This window comes from Arthrobacter tecti (assembly GCF_054511355.1).
This window is the reverse complement of sequence record NZ_JBTNCT010000022.1, coordinates 1-25,248: the sequence shown is the minus strand read 5'-3', so window position 1 is coordinate 25,248 and position 25,248 is coordinate 1. Positions and strand designations below refer to the sequence as shown.

Below are 25,248 nucleotides of genomic sequence, written 5' to 3'. Positions count from 1 at the left end.
GGTGACATCCTCAGCAGGCACCGACGCAGCTGTCCTGACCGCTTCCCCGGAAGACGCAAAGCTCCCGAAGGAGAAAAAACCAAGCGGACCCTTGTCGGGATTCTGGCGCACACCAAAATCCCGAGTCGGACTAATCCTCACCGCGTTTTTCATCGTCCTGGCCGTCCTTGGGCCAATATTCGCACCCTACGACCCGAACGCCCTAGGCGCGGATCTCCTTGAACCGCCGTCGTGGGAACATCCATTCGGAACCACCCAGACCGGGCAGGATGTGTTCTCACAGTTCCTCATTGGCGCCCGAAGCGTCATGGTCGTTGGCTTCATAGCGGGCATCGCCGCCACAGCGCTGGCCCTGATCGTTGGCATCAACGCGGCACTGTTTCCCGGCGTCGTCGATGATGCCCTCTCCGGGCTGGCCAACGTGTTCCTGGTGATTCCTGCATTGCCGCTGCTGATCATCATCGCCGGGTCCCTGCCGTCCGGAGGCGGCTGGATCACTATCGCACTGGTCATCAGCATCACCTCCTGGGCATGGGGTTCGCGGGTCATCCGCGCCCAGACCCTGTCTCTGCGCAACCGCGATTTCGTCCAGGCCGCCCGAGCAACCGGTAAATCGACGGCATCCTTGATCTACTTCGAGATTCTGCCCAACCTCGTTCCCATCATCGCCGGCGGATTCGTGGGAACCGTGAACGTGGCTGTCCTCACACAGGTTTCCCTCTCCTTCATCGGCATCGGTTCCTCCAGCGACTGGAATTGGGGGACCATACTGTTTTGGGCGCAGGGCCAGCAGGCCCTCGCACAGGGTGCATGGTGGTGGTTCCTCCCCGCCGGGCTCGCCATTGCACTGCTCGGAATGGCGCTCACCCTGATCACTCTCGGCATCGACGAATTTGTGAACCCCCGATTGAGAGCAGGCGGGATCGACGTCAAGGGATTGAAGAAGCTCGGCGTCACCTCACGCGTGGGATACACCGCGGTGCTACCTCGAAAGGAACAATAATGGCGCTGACCACACGGCGGACAATCGGCGAACCCGTCCTCGAGATTCGTGACTTCTCCGTCTCCTATGGAATGGGTACGTCCGAGGTGCAGGCACTGGAGAATATCAATCTCACACTTCACCGGGGGGAAGTCCTCGGGCTAGCCGGTGAATCAGGGTCGGGTAAATCAACTCTCGTCTATGGTGCCACGCGTTTGCTATCACCACCTGGAGTGGTGACCTCCGGCGAGGTGATCTATCACGGAGATAACGGCACAGCGGGAGTCGATATCCTCAGGCTCAACGATCAGCAACTCAGGGCCATGCGATGGAACGACCTGTCCTTGGTTTTTCAGGGGTCTATGAACTCGCTGAGCCCAGTCTTCAGGATCGACCGCCAACTCACGGACGCAATTTCCGTTCATCGCCCCGATTCAACCCCCCAGAGCCGCAACGCAAGAGCAAAGGAACTACTCACCCTAGTAGGCATTCCACAGGACCGAATCCGGGCCTATCCACACCAGCTTTCCGGCGGGATGCGCCAGCGGGTCATGATCGCGATGGCAATGGCGCTGAACCCGGACGTTGTAATCATGGATGAGCCGACCACCGCACTCGACGTGGTCATGCAACGTCAGATTCTCGAGGAAATTCTGCGCCTGCGCAGCGAAATCAACTTCTCCGTCATCTTCATTACCCACGACGTATCACTTCTGATTGAGCTGGCCGACCGCATCGCCATCATGTATGCAGGGCGCATCATCGAACAAGGACCCGCCCGCAGTATTTACGAACACCCGCAGCACCCGTATACCTATGGACTCCTAAATTCGTTTCCATCGCTGCACGGGGAACGCAAAAAGGTAGAAGGTATTCCCGGATCACCTCCCGACCTGCAAAACATGCCGGGCGGGTGCCCGTTCAATCCGCGCTGCTCCTACACAATGCAAACCTGCCTTCAGATCATGCCTCCGCTACAAAACTCTGAACGCAACCCCGATAGCCCGCAACATCAAGTGGCCTGCCATCTGCACACGCCGGACAGCACGAAACCGCTCCCCGCCGCCCTGTCCCGATAGCCCAAGGCCGCCATCGCCTTCCGAAGGAACTCCTCGACAATGAGCACACGCACGTACTGGTCCAATTCGCCCGGCGAAGACTGGGAGCACGGAATCGCAATCGGCAATGGACTCGTCGGTGCCCTCGTTTTTGGCGAACCAGGCGAGCACCAACTGACCCTGGCACATGAGCGGGTTGTCCTGCCCACCGATCCGATCCGAGCGGCTCCCGATCTCGCTGCGGACCTCCCGCACATCCGTCGGCTCATCGACACGGGCCGTGCGCAGGAAGCCGCCGAACTGGGCGTGCGTCGTTCCAGGGAACAAGGCTATCCGGCACTGCAATGGACCGATCCGCTCGTACCTGTCGCATCGGTTCATATCACCGGATCGAAGACCAGTGACACCGAGAACTACCGACGCGATGTGGATCTGGCTCGGGGCTTGGTCACACTGAGCTGGCTAAACGAGGAAGGACGCGCGACGATCCGTTCCTTCATGAGCCGCTCCGACAACATAACAGTCGTCGAGGTCAAAGGCGTCCAGGGCGCAGCCGACGGCGTCCAGCTGAGCCGACCGGGCAACGTCGCTACCACGCAGTCAGGGGTCAAAGGCGGTAACGAAGACTACGTAATATTCAACGAATACCACCTGGGGGCCACGCAGGCGCTCGCGCTGAGCTTTTCGACGGCATGGGAAACGGGCCCAGCTGGAGCCACCAGCTACTTGACGCCGCTTGAGCGAACGTCTGACTCAGTCCTGTTCGTTGTAGGGGTGTTTCTCGAAGTAGACGGCACCGGCTCCGACGAACGCTGGATCACTCTGAGCGAGACACTGCCAACCAGCTTCGATGAACTGCTGGTGCGTCACGAACACTCTTTCAGCGAACAGGTCACCGTAGTCGATCTGGATTTAGACGCCCCGACCTCAGGTGACCCGGTTGAGCAGCTGCAGGCCAGCACTGATGAAACACGGCACCGCGAACTGCTCCAACTGCAGTTTCAGTCTGCTCAGGCGCTCATCTCTGCCAGCACCGGCGATCTGCCCCCTACCCTGCAAGGTGTCTGGTCCGGAACCTTCGATCCGGCGTGGTCCTCGGACTACACGATGAACGGCAACGTCCAATGCGGTTCCATCGCAAGCATGCTCGGCACTGGAAACCACGCCCTGCTGCGAATCTACCTAGACATGCTTCAGGGATTCTCCGACGATTTCTTCGAAAATTCTCGTCTGCTGTTCGGCACCGGCGGCTACGTGATGCCTTCGCGTTGCAGCCCGACCCACGGCAAATGCACTCATTTCGACGAAAGGCACTGCCATGAATTCTGGACTGCCGGCGCGGCGTGGTCCGCAGCGTTTTTCCTGGACTACGCCTGGTACACCGGAGACCTGAATTTCCTGCGCGAGTACGCCTATCCTTTCGCACGAGAAACAGAACGCTTCTATGAAGACTTCCTCATCCGGGAAAATGGCCGGATTGTCTTCACCCCGTCCTACTCCCCGGAAAACAGGTCACCGACGTTTGGCTCCCAGGCATGCCGAAACTCCACCATGGACCGCGCCGCTCTGGGCGGACTGCTGAACGGACTTCAACGCGCTTCAGAGCTCCTAGGCTTAGACCGGGATCTCAACGAACGTCGGGATGAGTGGTTAAGGGCCCTACCCCCGTACCGTGTTGCACCGGACGATTCGCTGGCTGAATGGCTCGACGAGGGGGTCGAAGAGGACCTCGGTCATCGCACAGCATCGCAGCTCCTCGGGTTGTGGTTTGAGCCGGATCCAGTCTTGGTGTCAGATCCCAAGCTGCGCGACGCTGCCCGGATTCTAATCCGGGAAAAACTTGCGTGGCGCTCAAGCCGCGCTGGCAAGGAGGAAATGGCGTACGGGCTGGTGCAGCTCGGAATCGCGGCGGCCGTCCTCGGCGATGCGGAGTCAGCGAAGGAATGCGTGGACAGGATGTCCCGGCTCTACTTCCTTCCCTCCCTCGCCACCACCCACGATGTTGGTGAAATTTTCAACGTCGACATCAGCGGAGGTATGCCCGCCGTCATCATCGCGATGCTTATCGGATCCACCATGGAGCGGCTGACCCTCCTGCCAGCACTTCCCAAAGAATGGGCCACCGGAACCATCCGAGGCGTCCATGCCCGTGGGGCCCTAAAAATTGATGAGCTGAAATGGACAGCAGAATCACTTGACCTGCAGGTGACCGCGCTGCCCGGCTCAACCTCAGTACGATCCGAACAGCCGATCGAGGTCCTGCTCCCTCCCGGGTTTACCCTCTCCGACCAGGACACCGCTGCGCAGACAAAACCCGGGGGCATCATCACACTGCAACTGCCCGACGGAGCAACGTGCAATCTCCACGCAAGTCGTTAGTTCAACAGCACAGATCGGATGGACGTCCGCGCCTGCCCGGATACATCAGTGAAATGCGTGGGGCGTCAATTATCAATTTCACCTACCCGAGAGGAACTTATCGGTCGATTGCGCTGCAGTGGACCCACGGACCGATCCTCGCAGGCAATTCGATGAGTTGAATCTCAGGGATGACGATGCAGTCCGACTCACCGGTGGACTGCACCGCACTTGAATGTTGACAAAGGAGACGCGACGATCATGATTATAGACGCCCACCAACACGTCTGGAACCTCGAGCGAGCACGCTACGACTGGCTGGGGAAAACTCATGGACCCATCAATCGAACCGTTGAATTTGCGGAAATCCGTCCGCAACTGCAAAGCGCCGGAATAGACGCAACGGTGCTGGTGCAATCGGCTGACAATCCCGAAGATACGGAATATATGCTCAGCGTGGCGAAAGAAAACGCCGAAGTTGCTGCCGTCGTCGGCTACGTTCCCCTCGACAATCCTGACACGGCAGCGGAAATGCTCAACCGGTTAAACGCTAACCCGCACTTTGTCGGCGTCCGCAACCTCATCCACGACCAAACAGATCCTGACTGGCTCCTGCGCCCCAATGTCGATGAAGGACTGGGCGTTCTCGAACGCGCCAACGTCCCGTTCGATATTGTGTCTGTCTTACCTCGCCACTTGGAAATTGTGCCCATTCTGAGTGAGCGACACCCAGATCTCCGAATGGTCATCGACCACCTGTCAAAACCACCGCTCGGCCAGGACACACGTGAGCCGTGGTGGAGCTTGATCGAACGGGCAGCTGAGAACCCGCTTGTACACGCCAAGGTATCTGGTCTTTACCCGACGTCCGGCCCAATGACCGACTGGTCCAGTCAAAGCATTCGGCCGTTCTTTGAGCGCGCTCTAGATATCTTCAGCGCAGATCGGCTCATGTACGGCGGAGACTGGCCCATATCAGTAAACGCCGGAGGCTACCAAGCCGTATGGGAGGGACTATCAGAGCTATTCGACGACCTCACCGCAAAGGAGCGTGCCGCGATCGAAGGTGACACGGCCACCGGTTTCTATAGGATCGATGCTGCACTTCTGAAGCGCGCCGAGCGAAACATCGACTCCTCTCTAAGGTACAGACGTGAGTGAATGCGTCGGAAATCAAGAGGCAAAGACGGCACTTTGCCAAAGCCAGAACCTATCCGTGAAGTGCCGACCACGATGTGCTTTATCGGTCAGCAGTGATCGCTGACGGCGAGCACAGGCTCGTCCGCCGGGTCGGCAATGGGAACTCCATCACAACACCTCGATGATAAGGGGACTGCCTAGATGTCTCTACCAGAATTTTCACCGGCGGAAGCCTATGAAGTACGGCTGCCTATTCAGCCACGTCAGATCGTTGTTCTTGGTGCCGGCGGCATTGTCAGAGACGCGCATCTGCCGGCCTATAAGAAGGCAGGATTCCCGGTCACGGCTATATACAACAGGACAAAGGCGCGGGCGCAGGCTCTCGCGAAAGAATACAACATCCCACTGGTCTTCGATCGAGTTGGTGATGCTGTCAAAGCGGCCCCTGATGGAGCCGTATATGACTTGGCCCTAATGCCCGAACAATACTCCGCCACGCTTGAAGAGCTGCCCGACGGAGCGGCAGTTCTCGTTCAGAAGCCTCTCGGCAACTATTTGAAGGACAGCACGAAGCTATTGCAAATTTGCCATCGGAAGAAACTGGTTGCCGCGGTGAACACCCAGCTGCGGTTTAGTCCGTACGTTGAGGCCGCCCGCACAGCGATCGCTCATGGCACCATCGGAGAGCTGTATGACCTTGAGGTCAGGGTCGAAGTAAAAACACCCTGGGAACTCTTTCCCAATGTCCTTACACTCGATCGCTTAGAAATTAACATGCATAGTGTGCACTACATCGACTTAGTTCGATCATTTCTCGGCGACCCGGCAAGTGTTTCAGCGGTGACGGTGAAGCACCCTGAGAAAGCTCACGCAAACAGCCGTTCGGACATCATCATGCATTACCCGGCTAGGCCTCTTCGGGTTGTGGTTTCGACCAATCACGATCACCACTATGGCAAAAAATACCAAGAAAGTTACATAAAATGGGAAGGAACCAAGGGTGCCATCAGGGCGCAAATGGGCCTACTGCTTGACTACCCAACTGGTGGCAAGGATCGCTTAGAGATGTTTCTCAACTCAGAAGCCGAGCAAGGCTGGCAGCCACTTAAATTCAGCGGTTCGTGGTTTCCAGATGCGTTCATCGGCTCTATGGCTGCATTGCAACGCTTCGTTGAGGGGTCAGTGTCGGTTCTCCCAACAAGCGTTGACGATGTTCATCGCACAATGGCTGTGGTGGAAGCCGCCTATGAATCCTCGGAAATTGGCGGAATTCGCCCGGCTTATGGTCGATGTAACAGTCGGGTCGCAAACGAGTCCCCGGCTGGCTCGTCTGTAGAAACATGATCCAGCGAGCCTTGGATGTCTTGTTTTTCGCATGGGCGGAACGTGGTCGATGAGATCGGCTGTGTAGCGTTCGGTCAGGGCGGCCTCGAGCTGGACTGCATTGGCGAAGACTTCGAACTGGTCATGCGGCTGCACAGCAGGATGCGGCTGGCGAAGAAGAAGTACCGCGTGGTGTTCATCGCCGAACCGGTGTGCTGGACCGAGGTGCCGTCCACGGCAGCCGTCCTGGCGCGCCAGCGACGGCGCTGGCATCGCGGATTGTGGGACCGCTGGCAGGACCTGTGGGTGGCACTTCTCGTGTCGGTCCAGGAGAACCTCGCCTACAGGCAGCTAACCGCGGTGTGGCGCATCCAGGGCTGGTGGGCGGCGCTGCGTGGAAAGAAGCAGGTCTGGGGGACCATGACGCGCACAGGATTCGAGAGTGCGTCGAAGTAGCAAGGTTTTTGCTGCGGGATCGTGGATGGGCATGCAAGACTGCGAAGATGACTATTCCTATCAGCTCTTACGCCCACGTTCGCCTTACTGTCACCGACATCGACGTTTCCCGGAAGTTTTACGACGCACTGTTCGGTCTTCCCGTCGCCTTTGAAGTACCCGATGATGCTGACGACGCTACGCGCGAGCAGCTCGACTTCCTCTACGGCGGGGTCATCTACAAGCTCGGGAACTCGCTGCTCGGGCTCCGCCCCGTCGCTGACGACAATTTCAACGAGAACCGGGTGGGCCTCGACCACGTTTCCTTCAACGTTGCCAACCGCCAGGAACTTGACGACGGCGCTGCCTTGCTCGATTCGCTTGGCATTTCACATCCCGGTGTCAAGGACATCGGAGCGGGCTACATCCTGGAATTCCGTGATCCGGACAACATAGCTCTCGAACTCTTCGCCGCTAAAGCCTAAGGGGTATGCACCTGCTTATGGGAGCGATATCATCAGAGTGATATCGGAGGTGAAATCGTCCTGGAACAGATCCTGATTCGCAACCTGCCCGCGGGAACCAAGGCAGCATTGCGTGCGCGTGCAGAGCACCACCACCAATCCGTCGAGGCAGAGGCACGCGAGACCCTGGCCGACGCCCTCGAGCGAGACCCCGTCACAATCGTCGACCTGTTGAGCATGGAGAATGGCGTCGACATCGAGTTCGAGCCGCAGCGCCTCGGTCTTACCGCCCGAACCCCAGAACTGTGAAGTACGTCCTGGACACCAACGTAGTGTATGGACTGCGAGTGCGTGGACGGAATCCGGCGGTAGAGCTCTGGGCAGCGTCAATTCCGGTAGCTGATCACTTCGTGACCGCGACCACGATCTTAGAGATCGAACGGGGTGTCGCTGCCAAAGAGCGAGCCGACGCGGCACAAGGGAAGATCCTGCGCGGGTGGTTCGAGGATCGGGTTCTGCCGGCATTTGCAAACCGTGTATTGCCGTTCGACCTACCGCCCGCGCGGGTCCTTGCCACATTTCGGGTTCCCGAGCACGCTCCACTGGACGACGCCGTCATCGCTGCAACCGCACAGGCTGCCGGGATGACCATCGCGACGCGCAACACCAAACACTTTGAGCCCCTGGGCGTCCGCTGCCACAATCCATGGGACCATCCAGCGTAAACAAGCCTCGACGAATCACTGGCCGCATTGGCCGTCGGGGGCAGAGTTGAGCCGGATCCCCGTCCGCCGGCTGCTCAACTCCGACAAAAGCACACCCGCCGCCAGCGAGCCAAGCGCACCGACGGCGAGATCCCCCATCGTGTCCGAATACGTCACGTAGATGTCCTCGTCCACCCAGGAATGGGCGGCCCATTCCGCAAATTCCCACAGCACGCTCAACGCGATACCGAGCAGCAGCACCTGGAGCACCACAGCCACCCTGCTATCGGGCGCGGGCAGCAGCCCCACATGGGCGGCAAGCACGAACGCCATCGCCGCCACGGGTCCCGTGCAGAGGCAGTGAACCAGCAGATCCCACCAGGGAATCACGGTGTAGAGGTCCAGCACGCTACTCCAGCAGGCGAAGATCAGCGCGCAACCATAGACCACATCGAACACAGGATGCGCCCGCGCGTACCTGGACAGCGTCAGACCGCCGAGCGCGAGGAAGAAGACGGCCACGTCCACAGGCTCCCACCAGAACACCATCGCCAGGGTGCAGAGCACGGCCACCCCGCGCACGGCATCAGCGGCAAGTTCGGCGGGCGTCCCGGGCCGGCGGGTGAGGTCGGCGATCACGCTCACCAGCGTACTAGCGCCGAGAGGCTAGGATCAGGCCATGCCGTCCCTGTCCGTGGTTATCCCCTGCAAGGACGACGCCGGTCCGCTGGCCAGATGCCTCGAAGCACTTTCGACCCAGAGTGAATCCCCGCTTGAAATCCTCGTGGTGGACAACGGCTCCACCGATGACAGCGCGGACGTAGCAAAGCAGTTCGGCGCCGTGGTGCTGAGCGAACCGGATCCCGGCATCGCCGCAGCAGCTTCCACCGGATACGATTCCGCCCGCGGCGACATCATCATCCGCTGCGATGCCGACACTCTCCCGCCCTCGGATTGGCTCGAGCGCATCGCGCACCGGTTCGCGAACGAGCCGGATCTCGGTGTCCTGACCGGCCCGGGTGCGTTCTACGATGCCGGTCCCTTCCGCGCCAGGCTCGCGGGCGTCGGATACATGCGGGCCTACTTCATCCTGATGGGCGCAGCGATGGCACACTGGCCGCCCTTCGGATCCAACCTCGCGTTCCGGCGAGCCGTCTGGGATCAGTCGCGCGGGCGAGTGCACCGACATGATCCTGACGTGCACGACGACGTCGACCTCGGCTTTGCGCTCCTTCCCTCCACCCGCACGGCTTTCGACAGACGGCTGCGGGTCGGCATCTCCGCGCGGTCACTGGCAGGAGGGCATCCGGCGCGGGTCAGGGTTCGCAGGGCGTTCCACACCATTGCTCTACATTGGCGTATTGCCCCGCCGTGGGAGAGATGGCGGTTGGCGGTCATCGGTAGAAGATAACTAGACTCTCTAGTGAAAGTTCGGGTTGGCGCAGTAGGCTCACTACTCCGACCGATTCGTACCTTCAGCGGCATCCAATTGCTGCACTAAAGGGTAATTACGGTCCAAATCAAGGAGAGGTCACCATGTCCCCTACCAAGGTTTACGTCGAAGGTCCTGACGGCGCTCACGTCTTTGAGGCAGAGTCGGATTCCTCCAGCTACCAGTCGGAGATCTATGGCCAGGTACGCCCGGAGGTGCTTGTCCTCCTCGATGAGGAACAGCACGTATATGCTCGCGCCGAGGAGGCACCGGAAGGGTTTGGCAGTTACGAGACGACGTTCGACGACGGCGTGCTCATAGTTTCCGGCCACAACGGAATGATCCGGGCCTACGGCATCGGTATGTGGCAACAGACCTACAGACATGCCCACCGGGACAACCAGTCTTGACACACCGGGTACTGGTGGCCGGTGCCACCGGCTACATCGGCGGGCGGCTGGTCCCTCGACTCATCGATGCCGGTTACGCGGTTCGTGTACTGGTGCGCTCGCCGTCGAAACTTTCCGCCGTTCCCTGGCATGACGCCGTGGAGATCGTGCAGGGTGATCTCGGCGACCCGGAGGCCGCCGCAGCAGCCTGCGAAGGTGTTGAAACTCTCTTCTACCTCGTGCATTCGATGGGTTCCGGTTCCGGATTCGAACAGCAGGAACTGGCGATGGCAAGGACGGTGGCAGAGGCCGCAGCCAGGAGCAAAGTAAGTCGAATCATCTACCTTGGCGGCCTGCACCCCGACGGCGTGGAACTCTCGCGGCACATGCGTTCGCGAACCGCCGTCGGGCGCGTTCTACTGGACGGGGAGGTGCCTGCGGTGGTGTTCCAGGCCGGCGTCGTGATCGGTTCGGGGTCTGCATCCTTCGAAATGATCCGGCACCTCACCGAGAACCTACCGGTGATGCCGGCTCCCAGCTGGGTTGAGCGCAGGATCGAGCCGATCGCGATCCGCGATGTCCTTCATTACCTGGTCCACGCGCCCACGCTGCCGGAAGGGCTGAACCGGACCTTCGACATAGGCTCCCGTGAAGTGCTGACCTACGCAGGAATTATGTACGGCTACGCGCATCAGGCCGGGTTATCCCGACGCAGGGTCTTCGCGCTACCGACGCCGGCACCCAGACTGGCGGGCTGGTGGGTTGCGCTGACAACGCCCATTCCTCATTCCCTCGCCGTGCCGCTCGTGGAATCCCTCCAGCATGACGCGATAGCAGCTGAGCGTGACATTGATGAATACATCCCGGAGCCCGCGGGAGGGCTGACGGGCTACCGAATGGCAGTGGAACTGGCGCTGGGCAGGATGGCCAGCGGAGAGGTGGAAACCAGCTGGACGAATGCCTCCCAGGCTCCGCCGTCCGACCCCCTGCCCAGCGACCCGGACTGGGCGCGCCGCACAGTGTTCGTGGATGAACGAACACGCAACACGGACACGGCGCCCGAGCACGTCTGGCGCGTGATCGAAGGCATCGGCGGAGATAACGGCTGGTATTCGTGGCCTGCCGCGTGGGCTATCCGCGGAGTGCTGGACAAACTGGTGGGCGGCGCCGGGCACAACCGCGGCCGGAGGCACGGTGACCGTCTCAACGTCGGTGACGCCGTCGACTGGTGGCGGGTCGAAGCGCTCGAAGACTTACCGGCACGTAAGGTTCTGCGGCTGCAGGCGGAAATGAAAGTACCCGGCCGTGCCTGGCTGGAACTCTCAGCCGAACACAACGGCGCCGGCACAACCTACCGCCAGCGTGCCATCTACTTTCCCGCCGGCCTCTCCGGCAAGCTGTACTGGTGGCTCGTGCTGCCGTTCCATGGGCTCATTTTCCCGTCGATGGCCCGCAACATTGTGCAGCGTGCTGCCGCGTACCAAAGCAGGGAGGGGATGAGCTAGGTGATGCGTTGCCTAAGCCTGAAACCCCTCGGGGTACAGAAGCGGCAACTGCAGGGTGAGCCAGGGGCTGAATGCCCACGGCGTGGCTGCCACAGCAGCAGTCAGCTGCAGGGGGTCCACCCACTGCCACTCCATGACCTCATCATCGCTCGGTGTGACGGCGGACGCCGCCTGCGCCGTGTAGACGGGGCAGATCTCGTGTTCCACCACACCGGAGGCGTCGACTGCGCGGTAACGGAAGTCCGGCACCCTCAGGGTCAACCGGTCCAGGCTGAGTCCAAGCTCCCGGTCAGCGCGGCGGGCCACGGCATCCTCCGTGCTCTCGCCCGGTCCGGGGTGCCCGCAGAAAGAGTTGGTCCAGACACCGGGCCAGGCCTTCTTGGACAGGGCGCGGCGCGTGATGAGGACGCGGCCGTCGTCGTCGTACACATGGACGGAAAAGGCGAGGTGCAGCGAGGTGGTGGCGGAATGCACCGTGGCCTTGCTCTGCGTGCCCAGTGGCCTTCCGTCCTCCGCGACGAGCACAACAAGCTCCTCAGTCCCGTTCATTTTTCTCCTGTTCCCCACCCGTGTTTACTTTCCCTATGGACAAGGAGACCACATTGACTGACACGATCAACAGTCAGCGTGTGGACGAGGTCCTGGGGTCCTTCTTCACCCGCTCCAAGTCACGCGCCGCCCGAATGCACCCGGACTACCTCACCATGTGGGAGCGGCTCGAGGCCTGCACCGTCGGCGGGAAGCGCTTCCGGCCACGCCTCATGATGACCGTCTACGGCCTGCTTGGCGGCAAGGATACGACGACGGCGGCCACCGTTGCCGCTTCCTTTGAGCTCCTGCACACCGCGCTGATAGTGCACGACGACGTCGTGGACCGCGACTTCGCCCGTCGCGGCGTGCCGAACGTCTCCGGTTCCTACCGCGACTTCGCCGCGGCCGGTGGAAGTGACCGCGCCCGAGCCGAGCACACCGGCTTGTCCGTCGGCGTGATCGCAGGGGATCTCGCGCTTGCCAACGCCTACCGGCTCATGGGGGAGGTGGATGCCGATCTTCCTACCCGGCAGCGCCTCGGCGACATCCTCGACGAAGCAGTCTTCGCCTCCGCTGCCGGTGAACTGCTGGACATCCTGGCACCCTTGAACCTCACTCCACAGACCGTGGAGGAGGTCCTGCAGATGGCGCGCCTGAAGACCGCTGTCTATTCGTTCGAAGCACCGCTGCAGGCCGCCGCTGTCCTTGCCGGCGCTGAGGACCGGTTGACGGAGGCGCTGGGTGCGTTTGGCCGGGATATCGGCATCGCGTACCAGGTGGCGGATGACCTGATCGGTGTCTTCGGTGACGAATCGCTGACGGGGAAGGTGGGGTGGGGCGACCTGCGTGAGGGCAAGCGCACCACGCTCATCGCCCACGCTGCGGCCCAGCCGCAATGGCGGCGCATCTCCGCGCTCATTGCAGACCCGGAACTCACCGCCCTGGGAGCCGCTGAGGTCCGGAGCCTGTTGACGGAATCCGGCGCGCGAACGCGCTCCACGCAACTCGCCCAGGACTTCACCGATCGCGCACTCCAACACCTCGCAGCGCCGTATGTTCCGCCACAAGTGCGGAACGGACTCGCCCCAATCATCGACGTCGTTGCCGAAAGGGTTCACCTATGAGCCGCACGCGGAACTCCCTTGCCGACTACACCGGGGCGGCCGCGAAGTCCTCGGCCGTTGTCCTGCGCTCCTACTCAACCTCCTTCGGGCTTGCCTCGCGCCTGTTTGAGCGCGAAGTCCGCGTGCAGGTCGAGACTGTGTACGCGCTGGTCCGGATAGCGGATGAGATTGTCGACGGCGTTGCCTCCGCAGCCGGGCTCAGCGAGGACGAAACCCGCAACCGGCTGAATGAGCTTGAACGCGAGACCGAACGTGCCATGGTCTCCGGATACAGCGCCAACCTCGTGGTGCACGCCTTCGCCGACACTGCACGGCGCACGGGGATCGGGGTTGACCTCACGCGCCCGTTCTTCGCTTCCATGCGCGCTGATCTGGACCAGGTGGAGCACACCCCCGAATCCTTCGCGGAGTACGTCTACGGTTCAGCGGAGGTTGTCGGGCTGATGTGCCTGAAGTGCTTCCTGTACGGCGCTGGTGTGGGCGTTGAGGAGGAGCGCCGGCTCGCGGGCGGCGCCCGACACCTCGGCGCAGCGTTCCAGAAGATCAACTTCCTCAGGGACCTCGCCGAGGATTTCACGTCTCTGGGACGCAGCTACTTCCCGGACTCCTCGCCGCTGAACTTCAGCGAGGAGCACAAGATGCGGCTGCTTGAGGACATCGAACGGGATCTCGATGAGTCGCGCCGCGTGTTGCGCGGCCTTCCACCTTCCAGCCGACGCGCCGTAGCCCTTGCCCAGGAGCTCTTCGCCGAGCTGGCAGAGCGGATCCGCTCCACACCGGCGACACGGCTCATGTCCAGCCGCATCAGCGTGCCGAACACGGTGAAACTCCGGATTGCGCTCGCCGTTCTCGCGGGGAAACGAGGCATGGGTGCGCGGGATGGTGCCCGGGCATGAATCCGCTGACCCTGCCGGATGCGTGCGCGCAGTGAAGGGCCGAGTGTCGCGGGGGCGCGACGTCGTCGTTATCGGTGGAGGCATCAGCGGCCTGGCGACCTCCGCCCTGCTCGCGGCTGTTGGCCACAAGGTCACCCTGCTTGAGAAGCAGGACGAGGTAGGCGGCCGCGCCGGATCGTGGAGTGAGGCCGGTTTCCGGTTCGACGCCGGACCCTCCTGGTACCTGATGCCCGAGGTGATCGACCACTTCTTTGCGCTGCTTGGGACGTCGGCGGATGAACAGCTGGACCTTGTGAAGCTGGACCCCGGGTACCGTGTCCTGTCCGAGGGGTTCGAGGAGCCTGTGGACGTTCCGGCGGAGCGGGCCCAGGTGGTGAAACTTTTCGAGCGACTTGAACCCGGTGCGGGAGCCCGGCTTGAGCGGTACCTCGACTCTGCCGCCGATACGTACACGATGGCCACGCGCCGCTTCCTCTACTCCACATTCGAATCCTTCGCGCCGCTGCTCGCGCCGGATGTGCTCGCCCGGGTTCCCCGCCTGATCCGGCTGCTGCTTGAACCGCTGCACAGCTATGCCAGGCGGCATGTGAGCGATCCGCGGTTGCAGCAGATCCTCGAGTATCCCGCGGTGTTCCTAGGCACGTCTCCGTTCGCCGCGCCGAGTATGTACCATCTCATGAGCCACCTGGACCTCGACGACGGCGTGCTCTACCCGCAGGGCGGCTTCACACAGTTGGTCGGGGCCATCGAGCGGTTGGCGCTCGGAGCCGGCGTCACCATCCGCACCAACGCGGAGGTGCTCGGGATCGAGACCACCCGGGCGGCGTCGAAACGGCGCCCCGCAGCGGTGCGCGGCGTCCGTTATCGGGACGGGAACGGCAGTGAAGTGAGCCTGGCGGCCGACGTCGTCGTTTCCGCCGCGGACCTGCACCACACCGAAACCCGGCTGTTGCCGCGCGAGCTGCAGACTTTCCCCAAACGGTACTGGGCGTGCAGCACTGCCGGGCCCAGCGCGCTGCTGCTCTATCTGGGCGTCCGCGGTGAACTGCCGCAGCTGCGCCACCACACATTGCTCTTCACGAAGGACTGGGAGGAGAATTTCCGGGCAATCTTCGGCAGGACCACGTTCATTCCGACTCCCGCGTCGATGTACGTGTGCAAGCCGAGCGCCACGGATCCGGGTGTTGCGCCCGAGGGCCACGAGAATGTGTTCGTGCTGGTGCCCATCCCCGCGGATCCGAGCCTGGGCGGCAGCGGCGGGGAGCGGATCGAGCGGGTGGCCGACGCCGTGATCGGACAGCTGAGTGAATGGGCCGGGATCCCGGATCTGGCTGAGCGGATCGTGCTGCGGAGGAGTTACGGTCCGGCGGATTTCGAGCGTGATTACCACTCGTGGAAGGGCACGTCGCTGGGGCCGGCGCACACCCTGCGGCAGAGCGCATTCTTCCGCGCCGGCAACGCCAGCAAGAAAGTGCAGGGACTGTACTACGCGGGTGGATCGACCATTCCGGGAATCGGCATCCCCATGTGCCTGATCAGTGCGGAGCTCGTATTGAAGCGCCTGCGCAGGGACACCAGCACCGGGCCGCTTCCTGAGCCGGTGCGCCCTGTCGTGGTGCGGGACGGCGCCTGATGGGAGCCGCCTACCTGCTGTTCCTCCTGGTCTCGCTGGGGTGCATGGTTCTGTTGGACCAGCGCCTGCGATTGTTCTTCTGGCACGACGCCGGCAGGGCGGCTCTGGTCCTGGCGGTGGGGATCCTGTTCTTCCTCGGGTGGGATCTGGCCGGGATCGGCCTCGGCATTTTCTACCGGGGGCAGACCGAGCTGATGCTCGGCGTAATGCTCGCGCCCGAACTGCCATTGGAGGAACTGGTCTTCCTGACCTTCCTCAGTTACCTCGTAATGAACCTTTTCCTGATGTTCCGGCGCGTGTTCGGGAAGGTTTTCAGCCGTGCACGGTTGGAGGAACGGGCATGACGTACTGGACACTGAACGGATTTTTCCTCCTGCCGGCCCTCCTCGTTGCGGTGGCCGCCGTCGTCGTGCTGCGGGGGCGGGAACGCAGGGCGGCACTGGCAGCGGTGGGTGGCGCCGCCGTCGTCGTACTGGTTCTTACCGCCCTGTTCGACAGTCTGATGATCGCTGCCGGGCTGTTCAGTTACGCGCCGGAGCTGATTTCCGGGGTTTTCGTTGGGCTCGCACCGCTTGAGGACTTCGCATATCCGGTGGCGGCGGTGCTCCTGCTGCCCTCGCTGTGGATCATCCTGGGCCAACGGAAGCGGAGGCGGCCGTGAAAATTCTGCGCACTCTTTTCCTTTCCTCCCGGCCGCTCTCCTGGGTGAATACGGCGTTCCCGTTCGCGGCAGCGTATCTGCTGACTGCAGGGGGCATCGACCTCGCGTGGGCGATCGGCACGCTGTACTTCCTGATCCCGTACAACCTCGCGATGTACGGGATCAACGACGTCTTCGACTACGAATCCGACCTGCGCAATCCCCGGAAGGGCGGCGTGGAGGGCGCGGTGCTGGACCGCACCATGCACAAGGTCACGCTTAGGGCCGCGATCGCGACGAACGTGCCGTTCCTCGCGGTGCTGGTTCTGTTGGGCGGCCCGGTGTCCTGGCTGGTGCTCGCGATCAGCGTGTTCGCGGTCATCGCGTACAGCGCGCCGGGGTTGCGTTTCAAGGAGCGCCCGTTTCTCGATTCGGTGACGTCGAGCACGCACTTCGTCAGCCCCGCGCTGTACGGGTTGGTCCTTGCAGGCACTGACTTCACGCCGGCGCTATGGGCATTGCTCGCGGCGTTCTTCCTGTGGGGTGTGGCCAGCCAGGCGTTCGGTGCCGTGCAGGATATCGCCGCAGACCGCGCGGGTGGGATCGCGTCGATCGCGACCGTGACCGGTGCCCGCGCGACCGTCCGGTTCGCCGCCGGCGCTTATCTGCTCAGCGGCGCCCTCCTCCTGTTCACGCCCTGGCCGGGGCCATTGGCGTCTTTGCTTGCCCTGCCGTACGTGGTCAACATCGTCCCGTTCGCGTCCATAGATGACGACGACGGCGAGGTCGCCAACCGCGGCTGGAAACGCTTCCTCTGGCTGAACTACGTCACCGGGTTCCTGGTCACGATGCTCCTGATCTGGTACGCGAACCCAATCGGGTGATACGCGAAGTAATTACGCGCCACCCCCTTGTTAGCCGGTTGATAAGCGTGCTTACAATATACGTGCATGGCATCTCCGGTTGTAATGATGGTCCGCAGGGGGTGCTCCCGATACCGGCGTTTGACCATGCCGCCGGCAGCAAACACCGGCCCAGGTAGTCCTACGCGCGGACGCTGGCCCGGCATCATCGCTAGCACTGCTTCGGTTGGTGGCCACCGGCCTTCGGAGTTTGGCAATTCACTGGTTTCCCTCACTGATTACAGCTTGAAGGGACAGTTATGCGTGGAAGTTTAATGATTTTTGGAGGCGCAGTCGCAGCCGCCGCCGTCGTCGGGAAACGCGCTTTGGATGCCCGGTCAAAACGGGCCTCGCACTCGGATAAACCACGGTGGAATTCCGTCACGGTTGACCTATCACCCGAGGAGATTGCACCCGGCGGGAGTTACCCCGATCCGCTGGCGGATCTTGGGGATGCCGTCGATATCCGGATGATCCCGGGCCCCGGCAGCTGGGGAACCGAGCTTGGTGCACGGCCGAAGGCTGGGGCATCACGTACTTCGGCGGCGAACCTGAAGCAGGATGTGCGCCGCGCTTTGCGTCAATCAAAGACACTGCTGGAGGCAGGGGAAATCCTTCAGGATGAGCCGAAGCCCCACGGGAAAAGACCGGCCACACCCACCGGCAAACTCGTGGATGCATGGGAGAAGCGAGCCCAGGGAGGCGGATACCTATGAAAGCCCTGACATGGCGGGGAATCAATTCCCTGGAAGTGGAAACCATCGATGACCCGGCCATCCTCAACAGCCACGATGTGATCGTCAAGGTGGAGCTAACCGTTACCTGCGGGTCCGATCTGCATCTCCTCGGCGGCTACATACCCACGATGCGCGCCGGTGACGTCCTCGGTCACGAGTTTGTCGGCGAAGTTGTGGAGGTCGGCTCCTCGGTGTCCAGGCATCAGATCGGTGACCGGGTAGTGGTCTGTTCCTTCATCGCCTGCGGAAATTGCTGGTTCTGCAAGCACGAGCTGTATTCGCTGTGCGATAACGGCAATAACAATGATGCAATCCCCGAAACTTTATGGGGGTACGCGCCCGGGGGTTGCTTCGGGTATTCGCATGCGATGGGTGGCTGGACAGGCAGCCACGCAGAGTACATTCGCGTGCCGTACGCGGATGTCGGTGCCTTTAAAGTGCCCGACGGCGTCAGCAGCCAACGCGCTTTGTTCGCCTCGGATTCCGCGCCGACGGGGTGGATGGGCGCCGATCTCGGCGGCGTTCAACCCGGTGACGTTGTCGCCGTCTGGGGAGCGGGCGCCGTGGGACAGATGGCAGCGCGGGCCGCGGTTCTGCTCGGTGCAGAGCGGGTGGTGGTCATTGACCGCTATCAGTATCGGCTGGACCAGGTGCAGACGCACATCGGGGCGGACACGCTCGACTACACGAGAACCTCCGTGCTGGCCGAGTTGAAGGAAATGACGGGCGGACGCGGGCCGGACGTCTGCATTGAGGCCGTGGGCATGGAAGCCCACAGCACTGGCCCCGATTACCTCTACGACCAGGTCAAGCAGCAGTTGCGGTTGCAGACCGACCGCCCGACAGCGGTACGCGAGGCAATCATGGCCTGCCGCAAGGGAGGAAGCGTTTTTGTGCTCGGCGTTTTCGGTGGACTGGTGGACAAGTTCCCGCTGGGAGCGGTGATGAACAACGGTCTCACCCTCCGCTCCGCCCAGCAGCACGGGCAGCGGTACGTTCCCATGCTGCTGGAGCGAATGGCAGCCGATGAGCTGAAAACCGAGCACCTTGCCACACACATCATGCCTCTTGATGAAGGACCCAAAGGGTATGACATTTTCAAGAACAAGAAGGACAACTGCGTTCGGACCGTTTTCCGTCCGTGACGCACATATTGAATTCGAGGAGTGAACAAGGATGAAAGCGGTTGTATATAACGGTCCGAGGGACGTCAGTGTTGGTGACGTTTCAGACGCGAAGATTGAACGGCCCACCGATGTGTTGGTCAAAATCACCGCAACGAATATCTGCGGATCCGACCTGCACATGTACGAGGGGCGTACGGATTTCGAGACCGGACGAAACTTCGGCCACGAGAATATGGGCCAGGTCGTTGAGGTCGGCGACGGCGTAGACAAGGTCAAAGTTGGCGAATATGTGGTGCTTCCCTTCAACATCTCGTGCGGGTTCTGCAAGAACTGCGAACGCGGTCACACCAACTACTGCCTGACCACCCAGCCCGATCCTGCGCTGGCGGGAGCCGCGTATGGATTCGCGGGAATGGGACCCTGGGCCGGCGGGCAGGCGGAACTGCTGCGGGTTCCCTACGGTGACCACAATTGCCTGCGCCTGGGGGAGGACGCCAAGGAGAAGGAAAACGATTATGTGATGCTCGCCGACATCTTCCCCACGGGCTACCACGCGACTGAAATGGCCGGAGTAGTACCCGGGGACACGGTGGTGATCTACGGTGCAGGCCCAGTTGGCTTGATGGCGGCATTATCCGCGACCACCAAGGGCGCCGCCCGAGTGATGGTGGTCGACCGCCATCCGGACCGTCTGCGGCTCGCCGAGCAGATCGGCGCCATACCGATTGACGATTCGAAGACCGACCCGGTGCAGTTTGTGTTGGAGCAGACCATGGGTTTGGGTGCTGACCGCGGCTGTGAATGCGTGGGGTACCAGGCCCATGACCCGCAGGGTACCGAAGATCCGGCGCTGACGTTGAACCGGCTGATCGCCTCGGTGCGCTTCACCGGCGGGATCGGCGTCGTCGGTGTTTTCATGCCAGCCGACCCGGGTGGGCCCAATGAGGATGCCAAGCAGGGCAAGGTTGCCATTGACTACGGCCTGCACTGGTTCAAGGGACAGACCATCGGGTCCGGCCAGTGCCCAGTGAAGAAATACAACCGCCAGCTGCGGGACCTGATCGCCGGAGACAAGGTGAAGCCGTCCTGGATCGTCTCCCATGAGATCCCGCTGACTGAAGCGGCGGATGCTTACCGCAACTTCGATGAGCGTAATGACGGATGGACCAAGGTTGTCATCAAACCCGAGATGGCAAACGCATGAGCGCGGTGGTCAGCGCTGCGTTGCTGGTGCGGGTTCAGGCGCACCCCGGGAAAGAAGATGAGGTCGAGCAGTTCCTGCGTGATGGGTTGGCGATCGTGAACGACGAGCCCGGGACGGTGGCATGGTTTGCGGTGCGGTTTGGTACCTCAAGCTTTGGGATCTTCGACGCGTTTCCTGATGACGCGGCGCGGCAGGCCCACCTTGGTGGACGCCTCGGAACTGCGTTGATGGCCCGCGCAGAGGAACTGTTCACCGAGGCGCCCGACGTCGAACCCGTGGACGTAATCGCATACAAAGTCCCCTAAAAGCGGCCGCTATCTTAAGCGCCGACGTGATGGGAGACCGCGACACCGGAAGAGGTATGTCATGACTGATCAGACGCGGGAGCTTCCCGCCGAGCAGCCGCTGGGCCAGTTGGAGGAGGTCGCGTACTTTCATGGGGCGATGCTTACGGGCGTCACGGTATCGCATGAGGGCCGGATCTTTGTGAACTATCCCAAATGGGGCGACGACGTGGAGTACACCGTAGCCGAGGTCATCGACGGTGAAGCGGTCGCCTACCCCAATCAGGAGATTAACCGCAGTGATCCGGATGACCGTGCGGGCACCTTACTCTCGGTGCAAAGTGTGGTGGTGGATCCAGCGAACCGGTTGTGGATCCTGGACACCGGCAGTCCGTTGTTCCAACCAACGGAATTTGGCGGTCCCAAGTTGGTCTGCGTCGATCTGGCAACCGACACAGTGGTCAAGACCATTCTGTTTCCGCAGGATGTGGCCTTGCCGACCAGCTATCTCAACGATGTCCGCTTCGATTTGCGGCGCGGAGAGGAAGGTATCGCCTACCTGACGGATTCCTCGGACCAGGGACCGAACGGAATCGTGGTTGCCGATCTGGCCACCGGCGAAAGCTGGCGGCGGCTGCACGACCACCCCTCGACGAAAGCGGAAGAGTTGTCTGACTTCGTGTCGGTAGTCGAGGGGCGGCCCGTGCTGGAACGTCAACCGGACGGCACCGCCGGGTCCGCGATTGCGATGGGCTCCGATGGTATTGCCATCAGCAGTGATGGCGGCCGGCTGTACTACTGCCCACTGGCCAGCCGTCGACTCTACAGTGTGGCAACTTATGCGCTCGTGGACCGTTCACTCGACGATGCTGACGTGGCTGCCACAGTCACCGAGGAAGGAGACAAAGGCGGCGCCGGCGACGGGCTCGAATCGGATGCAGCAGGCTACATTTACGCGACGAACTACGAGCACAACGCTATCCTGCGTTGGGCTTCCGGATCTGCCGGAGCGTGGGAGACGGTGGCACACGACCCCCGGCTGTTATGGCCCGACACACTCTCACTGGGGCGCGACGGCTATCTCTATGTCACCGCGAACCAGCTGCACCGGCAGTCGGACTATCAGAATGGCGAAGACCGGCGGGTTACGCCTTACACTCTGTTTCGAATACGTGTGGACGCCGAGCCGGTGCTACTGCGCTGACCGGAAAGCTTAGGTACAGCCTCATGCGCAAGCGGGCAGTGTCCGGCGAGCAGGGATCTGAGGACGCGGCGGACCGATCGGTTGGGACGCTGGAATTGTTCTTTGATCTGGTCTTCGTCTATGCGATGTCCCAGGTGACCATCCTGATGTTGGCGGACATCTCGTGGACGGGTTTTGGACGCGGGCTCTTGACGCTCGCCGCGGTGTGGTGGGCATGGGTCTGCTACGCCTGGCTGACTAACAGCTCTGACCACGCGGGGCCTGCGCACCGCCTGCTGATCTTCTTTGCGATGGCGGCGATGCTGGTCGCCGCAGTCGCGCTGCCGCAGGCTTTCGGCGCCGGCGCGCTGGTGTTCGGGCTCGCGTTCCTGGCGGTCCGACTGATTCACGTGGCGCTGCTGGCTCTCGATGTACGGAGCGATGCAGAAGTGGGTGCGCCCGCGCTCCGGTTAATTCCCACCCTGCTCACCGGACCTGTGCTGCTGTTGGCCGCCGCGTTCGTCGACACACCGGCGCGGGAGCTGCTGTGGATAGCGGCCGTGGTGATCGACTTCTCGGGGCCGGTTCTGGTCGGCACCGCCGGCTGGGGAGTGGCGCCCGGTTACTTCGTGGAGCGGCACGGGCTCATCATCATAATCGCGCTAGGTGAGGCGATCGTCGAGGTCGGCGCCGGCGCCGAAGGCTCTGTGGGGCGGCCGGGCGTGGTAATCGCGGTTCTCCTCGCTGTGCTGATCGCGGCCGGCCTGTGGTGGTCCTACTTCGGTTATCTCCGCGGTGGGGCCGAACGGAGGCTGCGCGGCACCGGGAACCAGGAGCGGGCCCGGCTGGCGCGCGATTCATATAGTTATCTGCACTTGCCGCTGGTAGCCGGGGTGATGTTCTTCGCACTAGGTGTACACGAGGCCGTCACGAATGTGGCCGAGCCGCTCCGGCCGCTGCCTGCCGTCGCCCTGGCCGGTGGCGTCGCATTGTTCTTCCTCGGCGACGTCGCCTACCGATGGCGCGATCACCACCAGCTCGCCGCCGGTCGTTTCCTTGCAGGGGTGGGGGCTACTGCACTAATCCCGGTCGCGGTGTTGGCGCCGGCGTTGGCGGCGCTTGCCGGGCTCACCCTGATCTGCGTACTGCAAACCAGCTGGGAACTCTGGCGGCACCCTGCGATCGGGCCAGTTGACAGCTCCTGACAAATTGGCGTCGTGAAACGTTCCTGCTCGTCCTATCCTGGGGTCGGCCATGGCTGTGACGCGCTCCGGACCGGACCGGGCGGGGTTGCGCCAGACCAGCTTGGGAGGGACCAGTAAAGGCGGGCTGAGGGAAAGCGTCACGTCCGGGCAGCTGTCAGCACGCTGACCGTGGCCAGTGTGGCCATCACCACGGCCATGGCGGGGTAGCCTCCCAAGGCGGAGGCCAAGGCTGGACCTGCAGCCGGAGCCACGGCTCCGACGATAGTCACAGGGGCCGCGAACGCGCCCTGCAGTTGCCCGAAACTTTGGGTGCCCCACCGGTCGGACACGGCGGTTGCCTGAAGGAGGGTGTTGCAGCCGCGCACCATCCCGGCAATGATGGCGACCGCAACCAACAGACCTGCTGGACCGGTGGTTAGGGCAAGAGCCCAGACGGAAGCTGCTCCCAATGCGGTGAGCACCACCATTCTTCGCACCGGAGAAGTGCCGGAGGGCAAGGCCGAGTAGGCGATGCGCCCGATCACCTGGCCAACCCCGATCAGCCCGAATGCCAGCGCTGCACTCTGATAGCTGATTCCACGTTCGAGGAACAGTGCGATGAGGTTGAACGTCACCGCGAACAGTGCGAGCGTGGACAGCGCCATGGTTATTTGAAGCAGCCGGAATGGTCCGCTGCGCATCAGTGCCCGGGTTTCCTGTCCTGACCGGTCACCAACCGAGGAGCCAATGGGTGTGGACCAATGGGCGTTGAGGAAGAACCAGTGCAGGGGGATCGTCACCACAGCGAGGATCCCCGCGAGGACAAGATAGGTATCACGCCATCCCAGCCCGGCGATCAGGGCCGCTGTGACAGGTGCAAAGATGGTCGACGCGAACCCTGCCACGAGGGTCAATGCCGTCAAAGCCCGGATCCGTGCCCTGGCGGCGCCGTACCAGCGGGTAATGATCACGAACGCGGGTTGGTAGAACACTGCGGCCTGTGCAAACCCCGCCAGCAGCCAGGCGGCGGCGAACACGGCGAAGCTGGGCGACCAGGCGACGAGCAGCAGCGCCAGTACCCCCACTATGCTTCCGGCGCTCATCAACCACCGAGGTCCTGTACGGTCAAGGGCGCGTCCCACCCGTACTCCGACGAGTGCCGAAACGATCAGTCCGGCAGAGAATGCCGCCGTCATTGCGGCGATGGACCATCCAGTGTCATCACTGATCGGCACCAGGGCGACCGGAAGCGAGTAATAGAGAAGACCCCAGCTCGTAGTCTGAGCGATGCACATGGCAGCAAGACCGCCACGCGGGCGGTCCTGGTCAGTCAGCACGGGTTGTTCCTGAACCAGGGTGTGCGGCTTACCGGGGATCCGCCAGGCTGGAAGCGAGGGACTCGAGGGCGCCGGGCACAAGCGAGTAATAGGCCCAGACGCCGCGCTTCTCCCGGTTGAGGATCCCTGCGTCGACCAGGATTCTCAGGTGGTGCGACACGGTTGGTTGGCCGAGGTCGAGTGGCTCCGTCAGATCACATACACACGCTTCGTGGTCCTTGCCTGCCGAGATCAGCGAGAGCAGACGCAGGCGGTTTGGATCTGCGATCGCTTTGAACTGCCTGGACAGTTCCGCTGCGCGGGCGGCACTTAGTCCGGGCGTAGCCGACGGCGTGCAGCATGCCTCGTTGTCCTCTGATGGAGTTTCGGAGTGAGCCTCGGCGATAGTGGTCATTCCTCCATTATGCACCCACATTGACAATCGTCGATGCGTATCGCCATACTCATATCGATACTGATCAATTTATTCGATCTGGGTTCCGCGTGGCCCTGAGTAAGGAGCACGGTGAGTCAGACCTCGCTGCAGCAAACCAGTCCCCAGCAACCCAAACAGGTAAGGCTCCCGACGCTTGACCGGTTGCTTCCCGTGTGGATCGTCGCAGCGATGATAGCCGGGCTGTTGCTCGGCCGGATGGTTCCCGGTATAGCCGAAGCTCTGGACTCGATCAAGGTGGGA

Annotated in this window: 28 protein-coding genes; 24 read left to right on the top strand and 4 right to left on the bottom strand. The window is 62.2% G+C overall.

Annotation, left to right across the window (positions count from 1 at the left end; all coding sequences use genetic code 11):
- Window position 1 precedes the first annotated feature (1 nt).
- From ACX80C_RS17380 to ACX80C_RS17340, 9 genes are all read left to right on the top strand, one after another.
- Window positions 2-1,003 (top strand): ABC transporter permease, encoded by a 1,002-nt coding sequence (locus tag ACX80C_RS17380; protein WP_459327717.1) that lies wholly within the window; start codon window positions 2-4, stop codon window positions 1,001-1,003.
- Entirely contained in the window at window positions 1,003-2,061 is a 1,059-nt protein-coding gene (locus ACX80C_RS17375; protein ID WP_459327716.1) for an ABC transporter ATP-binding protein, read from the top strand. Before ACX80C_RS17380 ends, ACX80C_RS17375 begins: the two co-directional genes overlap by 1 nt.
- Before the next feature lie 39 nt (window positions 2,062-2,100).
- The gene (locus ACX80C_RS17370; RefSeq protein WP_459327715.1) at window positions 2,101-4,419 is read left to right on the top strand and encodes a glycosyl hydrolase family 95 catalytic domain-containing protein; all 2,319 of its coding nucleotides are present in this window, start codon (window positions 2,101-2,103) and stop codon (window positions 4,417-4,419) included.
- A 240-nt stretch (window positions 4,420-4,659) separates the two neighbouring features.
- Window positions 4,660-5,559, top strand: coding sequence for an amidohydrolase family protein (locus ACX80C_RS17365; protein ID WP_459327714.1), 900 nt, complete (start codon window positions 4,660-4,662; stop codon window positions 5,557-5,559).
- A 180-nt stretch (window positions 5,560-5,739) separates the two neighbouring features.
- A complete protein-coding gene (locus ACX80C_RS17360) occupies window positions 5,740-6,882 on the top strand; it encodes a Gfo/Idh/MocA family protein (RefSeq protein ID WP_459327713.1) in 1,143 nt (380 codons plus the stop codon).
- Between the two features lie 15 nt (window positions 6,883-6,897).
- Window positions 6,898-7,317, top strand: a complete 420-nt coding sequence (locus ACX80C_RS17355; protein ID WP_459327712.1) for a glycosyltransferase family 2 protein — start codon at window positions 6,898-6,900, stop codon at window positions 7,315-7,317.
- 47 nt (window positions 7,318-7,364) lie between these two features.
- The gene (locus ACX80C_RS17350) at window positions 7,365-7,781 is read left to right on the top strand and encodes a VOC family protein (RefSeq protein ID WP_459327711.1); all 417 of its coding nucleotides are present in this window, start codon (window positions 7,365-7,367) and stop codon (window positions 7,779-7,781) included.
- 42 nt (window positions 7,782-7,823) lie between these two features.
- Complete coding sequence (locus tag ACX80C_RS17345; protein ID WP_459327746.1) at window positions 7,824-8,069, top strand: FitA-like ribbon-helix-helix domain-containing protein; 246 nt, start codon at window positions 7,824-7,826, stop codon at window positions 8,067-8,069.
- Complete coding sequence (locus ACX80C_RS17340) at window positions 8,066-8,485, top strand: PIN domain-containing protein (protein ID WP_459327710.1); 420 nt, start codon at window positions 8,066-8,068, stop codon at window positions 8,483-8,485. The genes ACX80C_RS17345 and ACX80C_RS17340 overlap by 4 nt, the downstream gene beginning before the upstream one ends.
- A 15-nt stretch (window positions 8,486-8,500) precedes the next feature.
- Here ACX80C_RS17340 and ACX80C_RS17335 read toward each other — a convergent pair whose 3' ends face one another.
- Complete coding sequence (locus ACX80C_RS17335; RefSeq protein WP_459327709.1) at window positions 8,501-9,103, bottom strand: hypothetical protein; 603 nt, start codon at window positions 9,101-9,103, stop codon at window positions 8,501-8,503.
- Window positions 9,104-9,143: 40 nt separating this feature from the next.
- Between ACX80C_RS17335 and ACX80C_RS17330 the strand changes: the two genes are divergently transcribed.
- From ACX80C_RS17330 to ACX80C_RS17320, 3 genes are all read left to right on the top strand, one after another.
- Window positions 9,144-9,875 carry a glycosyltransferase family A protein gene (locus tag ACX80C_RS17330; RefSeq protein WP_459327708.1) on the top strand — a complete coding sequence of 244 codons (732 nt, stop codon included), beginning with the start codon at window positions 9,144-9,146 and terminating at the stop codon, window positions 9,873-9,875.
- Window positions 9,876-10,000: 125 nt separating this feature from the next.
- A complete protein-coding gene (locus tag ACX80C_RS17325; protein ID WP_459327707.1) occupies window positions 10,001-10,306 on the top strand; it encodes a hypothetical protein in 306 nt (101 codons plus the stop codon).
- Window positions 10,303-11,790 carry an SDR family oxidoreductase gene (locus ACX80C_RS17320; RefSeq protein ID WP_459327706.1) on the top strand — a complete coding sequence of 496 codons (1,488 nt, stop codon included), beginning with the start codon at window positions 10,303-10,305 and terminating at the stop codon, window positions 11,788-11,790. Before ACX80C_RS17325 ends, ACX80C_RS17320 begins: the two co-directional genes overlap by 4 nt.
- 12 nt (window positions 11,791-11,802) lie before the next feature.
- Here the strand turns inward: ACX80C_RS17320 and idi are convergent, their stop codons facing one another.
- The gene (gene idi, locus ACX80C_RS17315; RefSeq protein ID WP_459327705.1) at window positions 11,803-12,339 is read right to left on the bottom strand and encodes an isopentenyl-diphosphate Delta-isomerase; all 537 of its coding nucleotides are present in this window, start codon (window positions 12,337-12,339) and stop codon (window positions 11,803-11,805) included.
- Window positions 12,340-12,392: 53 nt separating this feature from the next.
- Here idi and ACX80C_RS17310 point away from each other — a divergent pair, with 53 nt between their 5' ends.
- The 12 genes from ACX80C_RS17310 (at window position 12,393) to ACX80C_RS17255 (ending at window position 23,256) form a co-directional block, all read left to right on the top strand.
- Window positions 12,393-13,445 carry a polyprenyl synthetase family protein gene (locus ACX80C_RS17310; protein ID WP_459327704.1) on the top strand — a complete coding sequence of 351 codons (1,053 nt, stop codon included), beginning with the start codon at window positions 12,393-12,395 and terminating at the stop codon, window positions 13,443-13,445.
- On the top strand, window positions 13,442-14,341 hold the full coding sequence (locus ACX80C_RS17305) for a phytoene/squalene synthase family protein (protein ID WP_459327703.1): 900 nt from the start codon (window positions 13,442-13,444) through the stop codon (window positions 14,339-14,341). Before ACX80C_RS17310 ends, ACX80C_RS17305 begins: the two co-directional genes overlap by 4 nt.
- On the top strand, window positions 14,325-15,974 hold the full coding sequence (gene crtI / locus ACX80C_RS17300) for a phytoene desaturase family protein (RefSeq protein WP_459327702.1): 1,650 nt from the start codon (window positions 14,325-14,327) through the stop codon (window positions 15,972-15,974). Before ACX80C_RS17305 ends, crtI begins: the two co-directional genes overlap by 17 nt.
- Window positions 15,974-16,318: a lycopene cyclase domain-containing protein gene (locus ACX80C_RS17295; RefSeq protein WP_459327701.1), complete on the top strand. Its 345-nt coding sequence runs from the start codon at window positions 15,974-15,976 to the stop codon at window positions 16,316-16,318. The genes crtI and ACX80C_RS17295 overlap by 1 nt, the downstream gene beginning before the upstream one ends.
- Window positions 16,315-16,635, top strand: a complete 321-nt coding sequence (locus ACX80C_RS17290) for a lycopene cyclase domain-containing protein (RefSeq protein WP_459327700.1) — start codon at window positions 16,315-16,317, stop codon at window positions 16,633-16,635. Before ACX80C_RS17295 ends, ACX80C_RS17290 begins: the two co-directional genes overlap by 4 nt.
- A 2-nt stretch (window positions 16,636-16,637) precedes the next feature.
- A complete protein-coding gene (locus tag ACX80C_RS17285) occupies window positions 16,638-17,498 on the top strand; it encodes a prenyltransferase (protein ID WP_459327745.1) in 861 nt (286 codons plus the stop codon).
- 293 nt (window positions 17,499-17,791) lie between these two features.
- Window positions 17,792-18,232 (top strand): hypothetical protein, encoded by a 441-nt coding sequence (locus ACX80C_RS17280; RefSeq protein ID WP_459327699.1) that lies wholly within the window; start codon window positions 17,792-17,794, stop codon window positions 18,230-18,232.
- The gene (locus ACX80C_RS17275) at window positions 18,229-19,398 is read left to right on the top strand and encodes a zinc-dependent alcohol dehydrogenase (protein ID WP_459327698.1); all 1,170 of its coding nucleotides are present in this window, start codon (window positions 18,229-18,231) and stop codon (window positions 19,396-19,398) included. Before ACX80C_RS17280 ends, ACX80C_RS17275 begins: the two co-directional genes overlap by 4 nt.
- 31 nt (window positions 19,399-19,429) lie before the next feature.
- Window positions 19,430-20,584 (top strand): glutathione-independent formaldehyde dehydrogenase, encoded by a 1,155-nt coding sequence (locus ACX80C_RS17270; RefSeq protein ID WP_459327697.1) that lies wholly within the window; start codon window positions 19,430-19,432, stop codon window positions 20,582-20,584.
- Window positions 20,581-20,889, top strand: coding sequence for a putative quinol monooxygenase (locus ACX80C_RS17265; RefSeq protein WP_459327696.1), 309 nt, complete (start codon window positions 20,581-20,583; stop codon window positions 20,887-20,889). Before ACX80C_RS17270 ends, ACX80C_RS17265 begins: the two co-directional genes overlap by 4 nt.
- A 61-nt stretch (window positions 20,890-20,950) precedes the next feature.
- On the top strand, window positions 20,951-22,072 hold the full coding sequence (locus tag ACX80C_RS17260) for an L-dopachrome tautomerase-related protein (protein WP_459327695.1): 1,122 nt from the start codon (window positions 20,951-20,953) through the stop codon (window positions 22,070-22,072).
- A 23-nt stretch (window positions 22,073-22,095) separates the two neighbouring features.
- Window positions 22,096-23,256 carry a low temperature requirement protein A gene (locus ACX80C_RS17255; protein ID WP_459327694.1) on the top strand — a complete coding sequence of 387 codons (1,161 nt, stop codon included), beginning with the start codon at window positions 22,096-22,098 and terminating at the stop codon, window positions 23,254-23,256.
- A gap of 137 nt (window positions 23,257-23,393) precedes the next feature.
- Here ACX80C_RS17255 and ACX80C_RS17250 read toward each other — a convergent pair whose 3' ends face one another.
- Both ACX80C_RS17250 and ACX80C_RS17245 read right to left on the bottom strand, forming a co-directional pair.
- Window positions 23,394-24,572, bottom strand: coding sequence for an MFS transporter (locus ACX80C_RS17250; protein WP_459327693.1), 1,179 nt, complete (start codon window positions 24,570-24,572; stop codon window positions 23,394-23,396).
- 28 nt (window positions 24,573-24,600) lie between these two features.
- Window positions 24,601-24,966, bottom strand: a complete 366-nt coding sequence (locus ACX80C_RS17245; protein ID WP_459327692.1) for an ArsR/SmtB family transcription factor — start codon at window positions 24,964-24,966, stop codon at window positions 24,601-24,603.
- Between the last annotated feature and the right edge of the window lie 282 nt (window positions 24,967-25,248).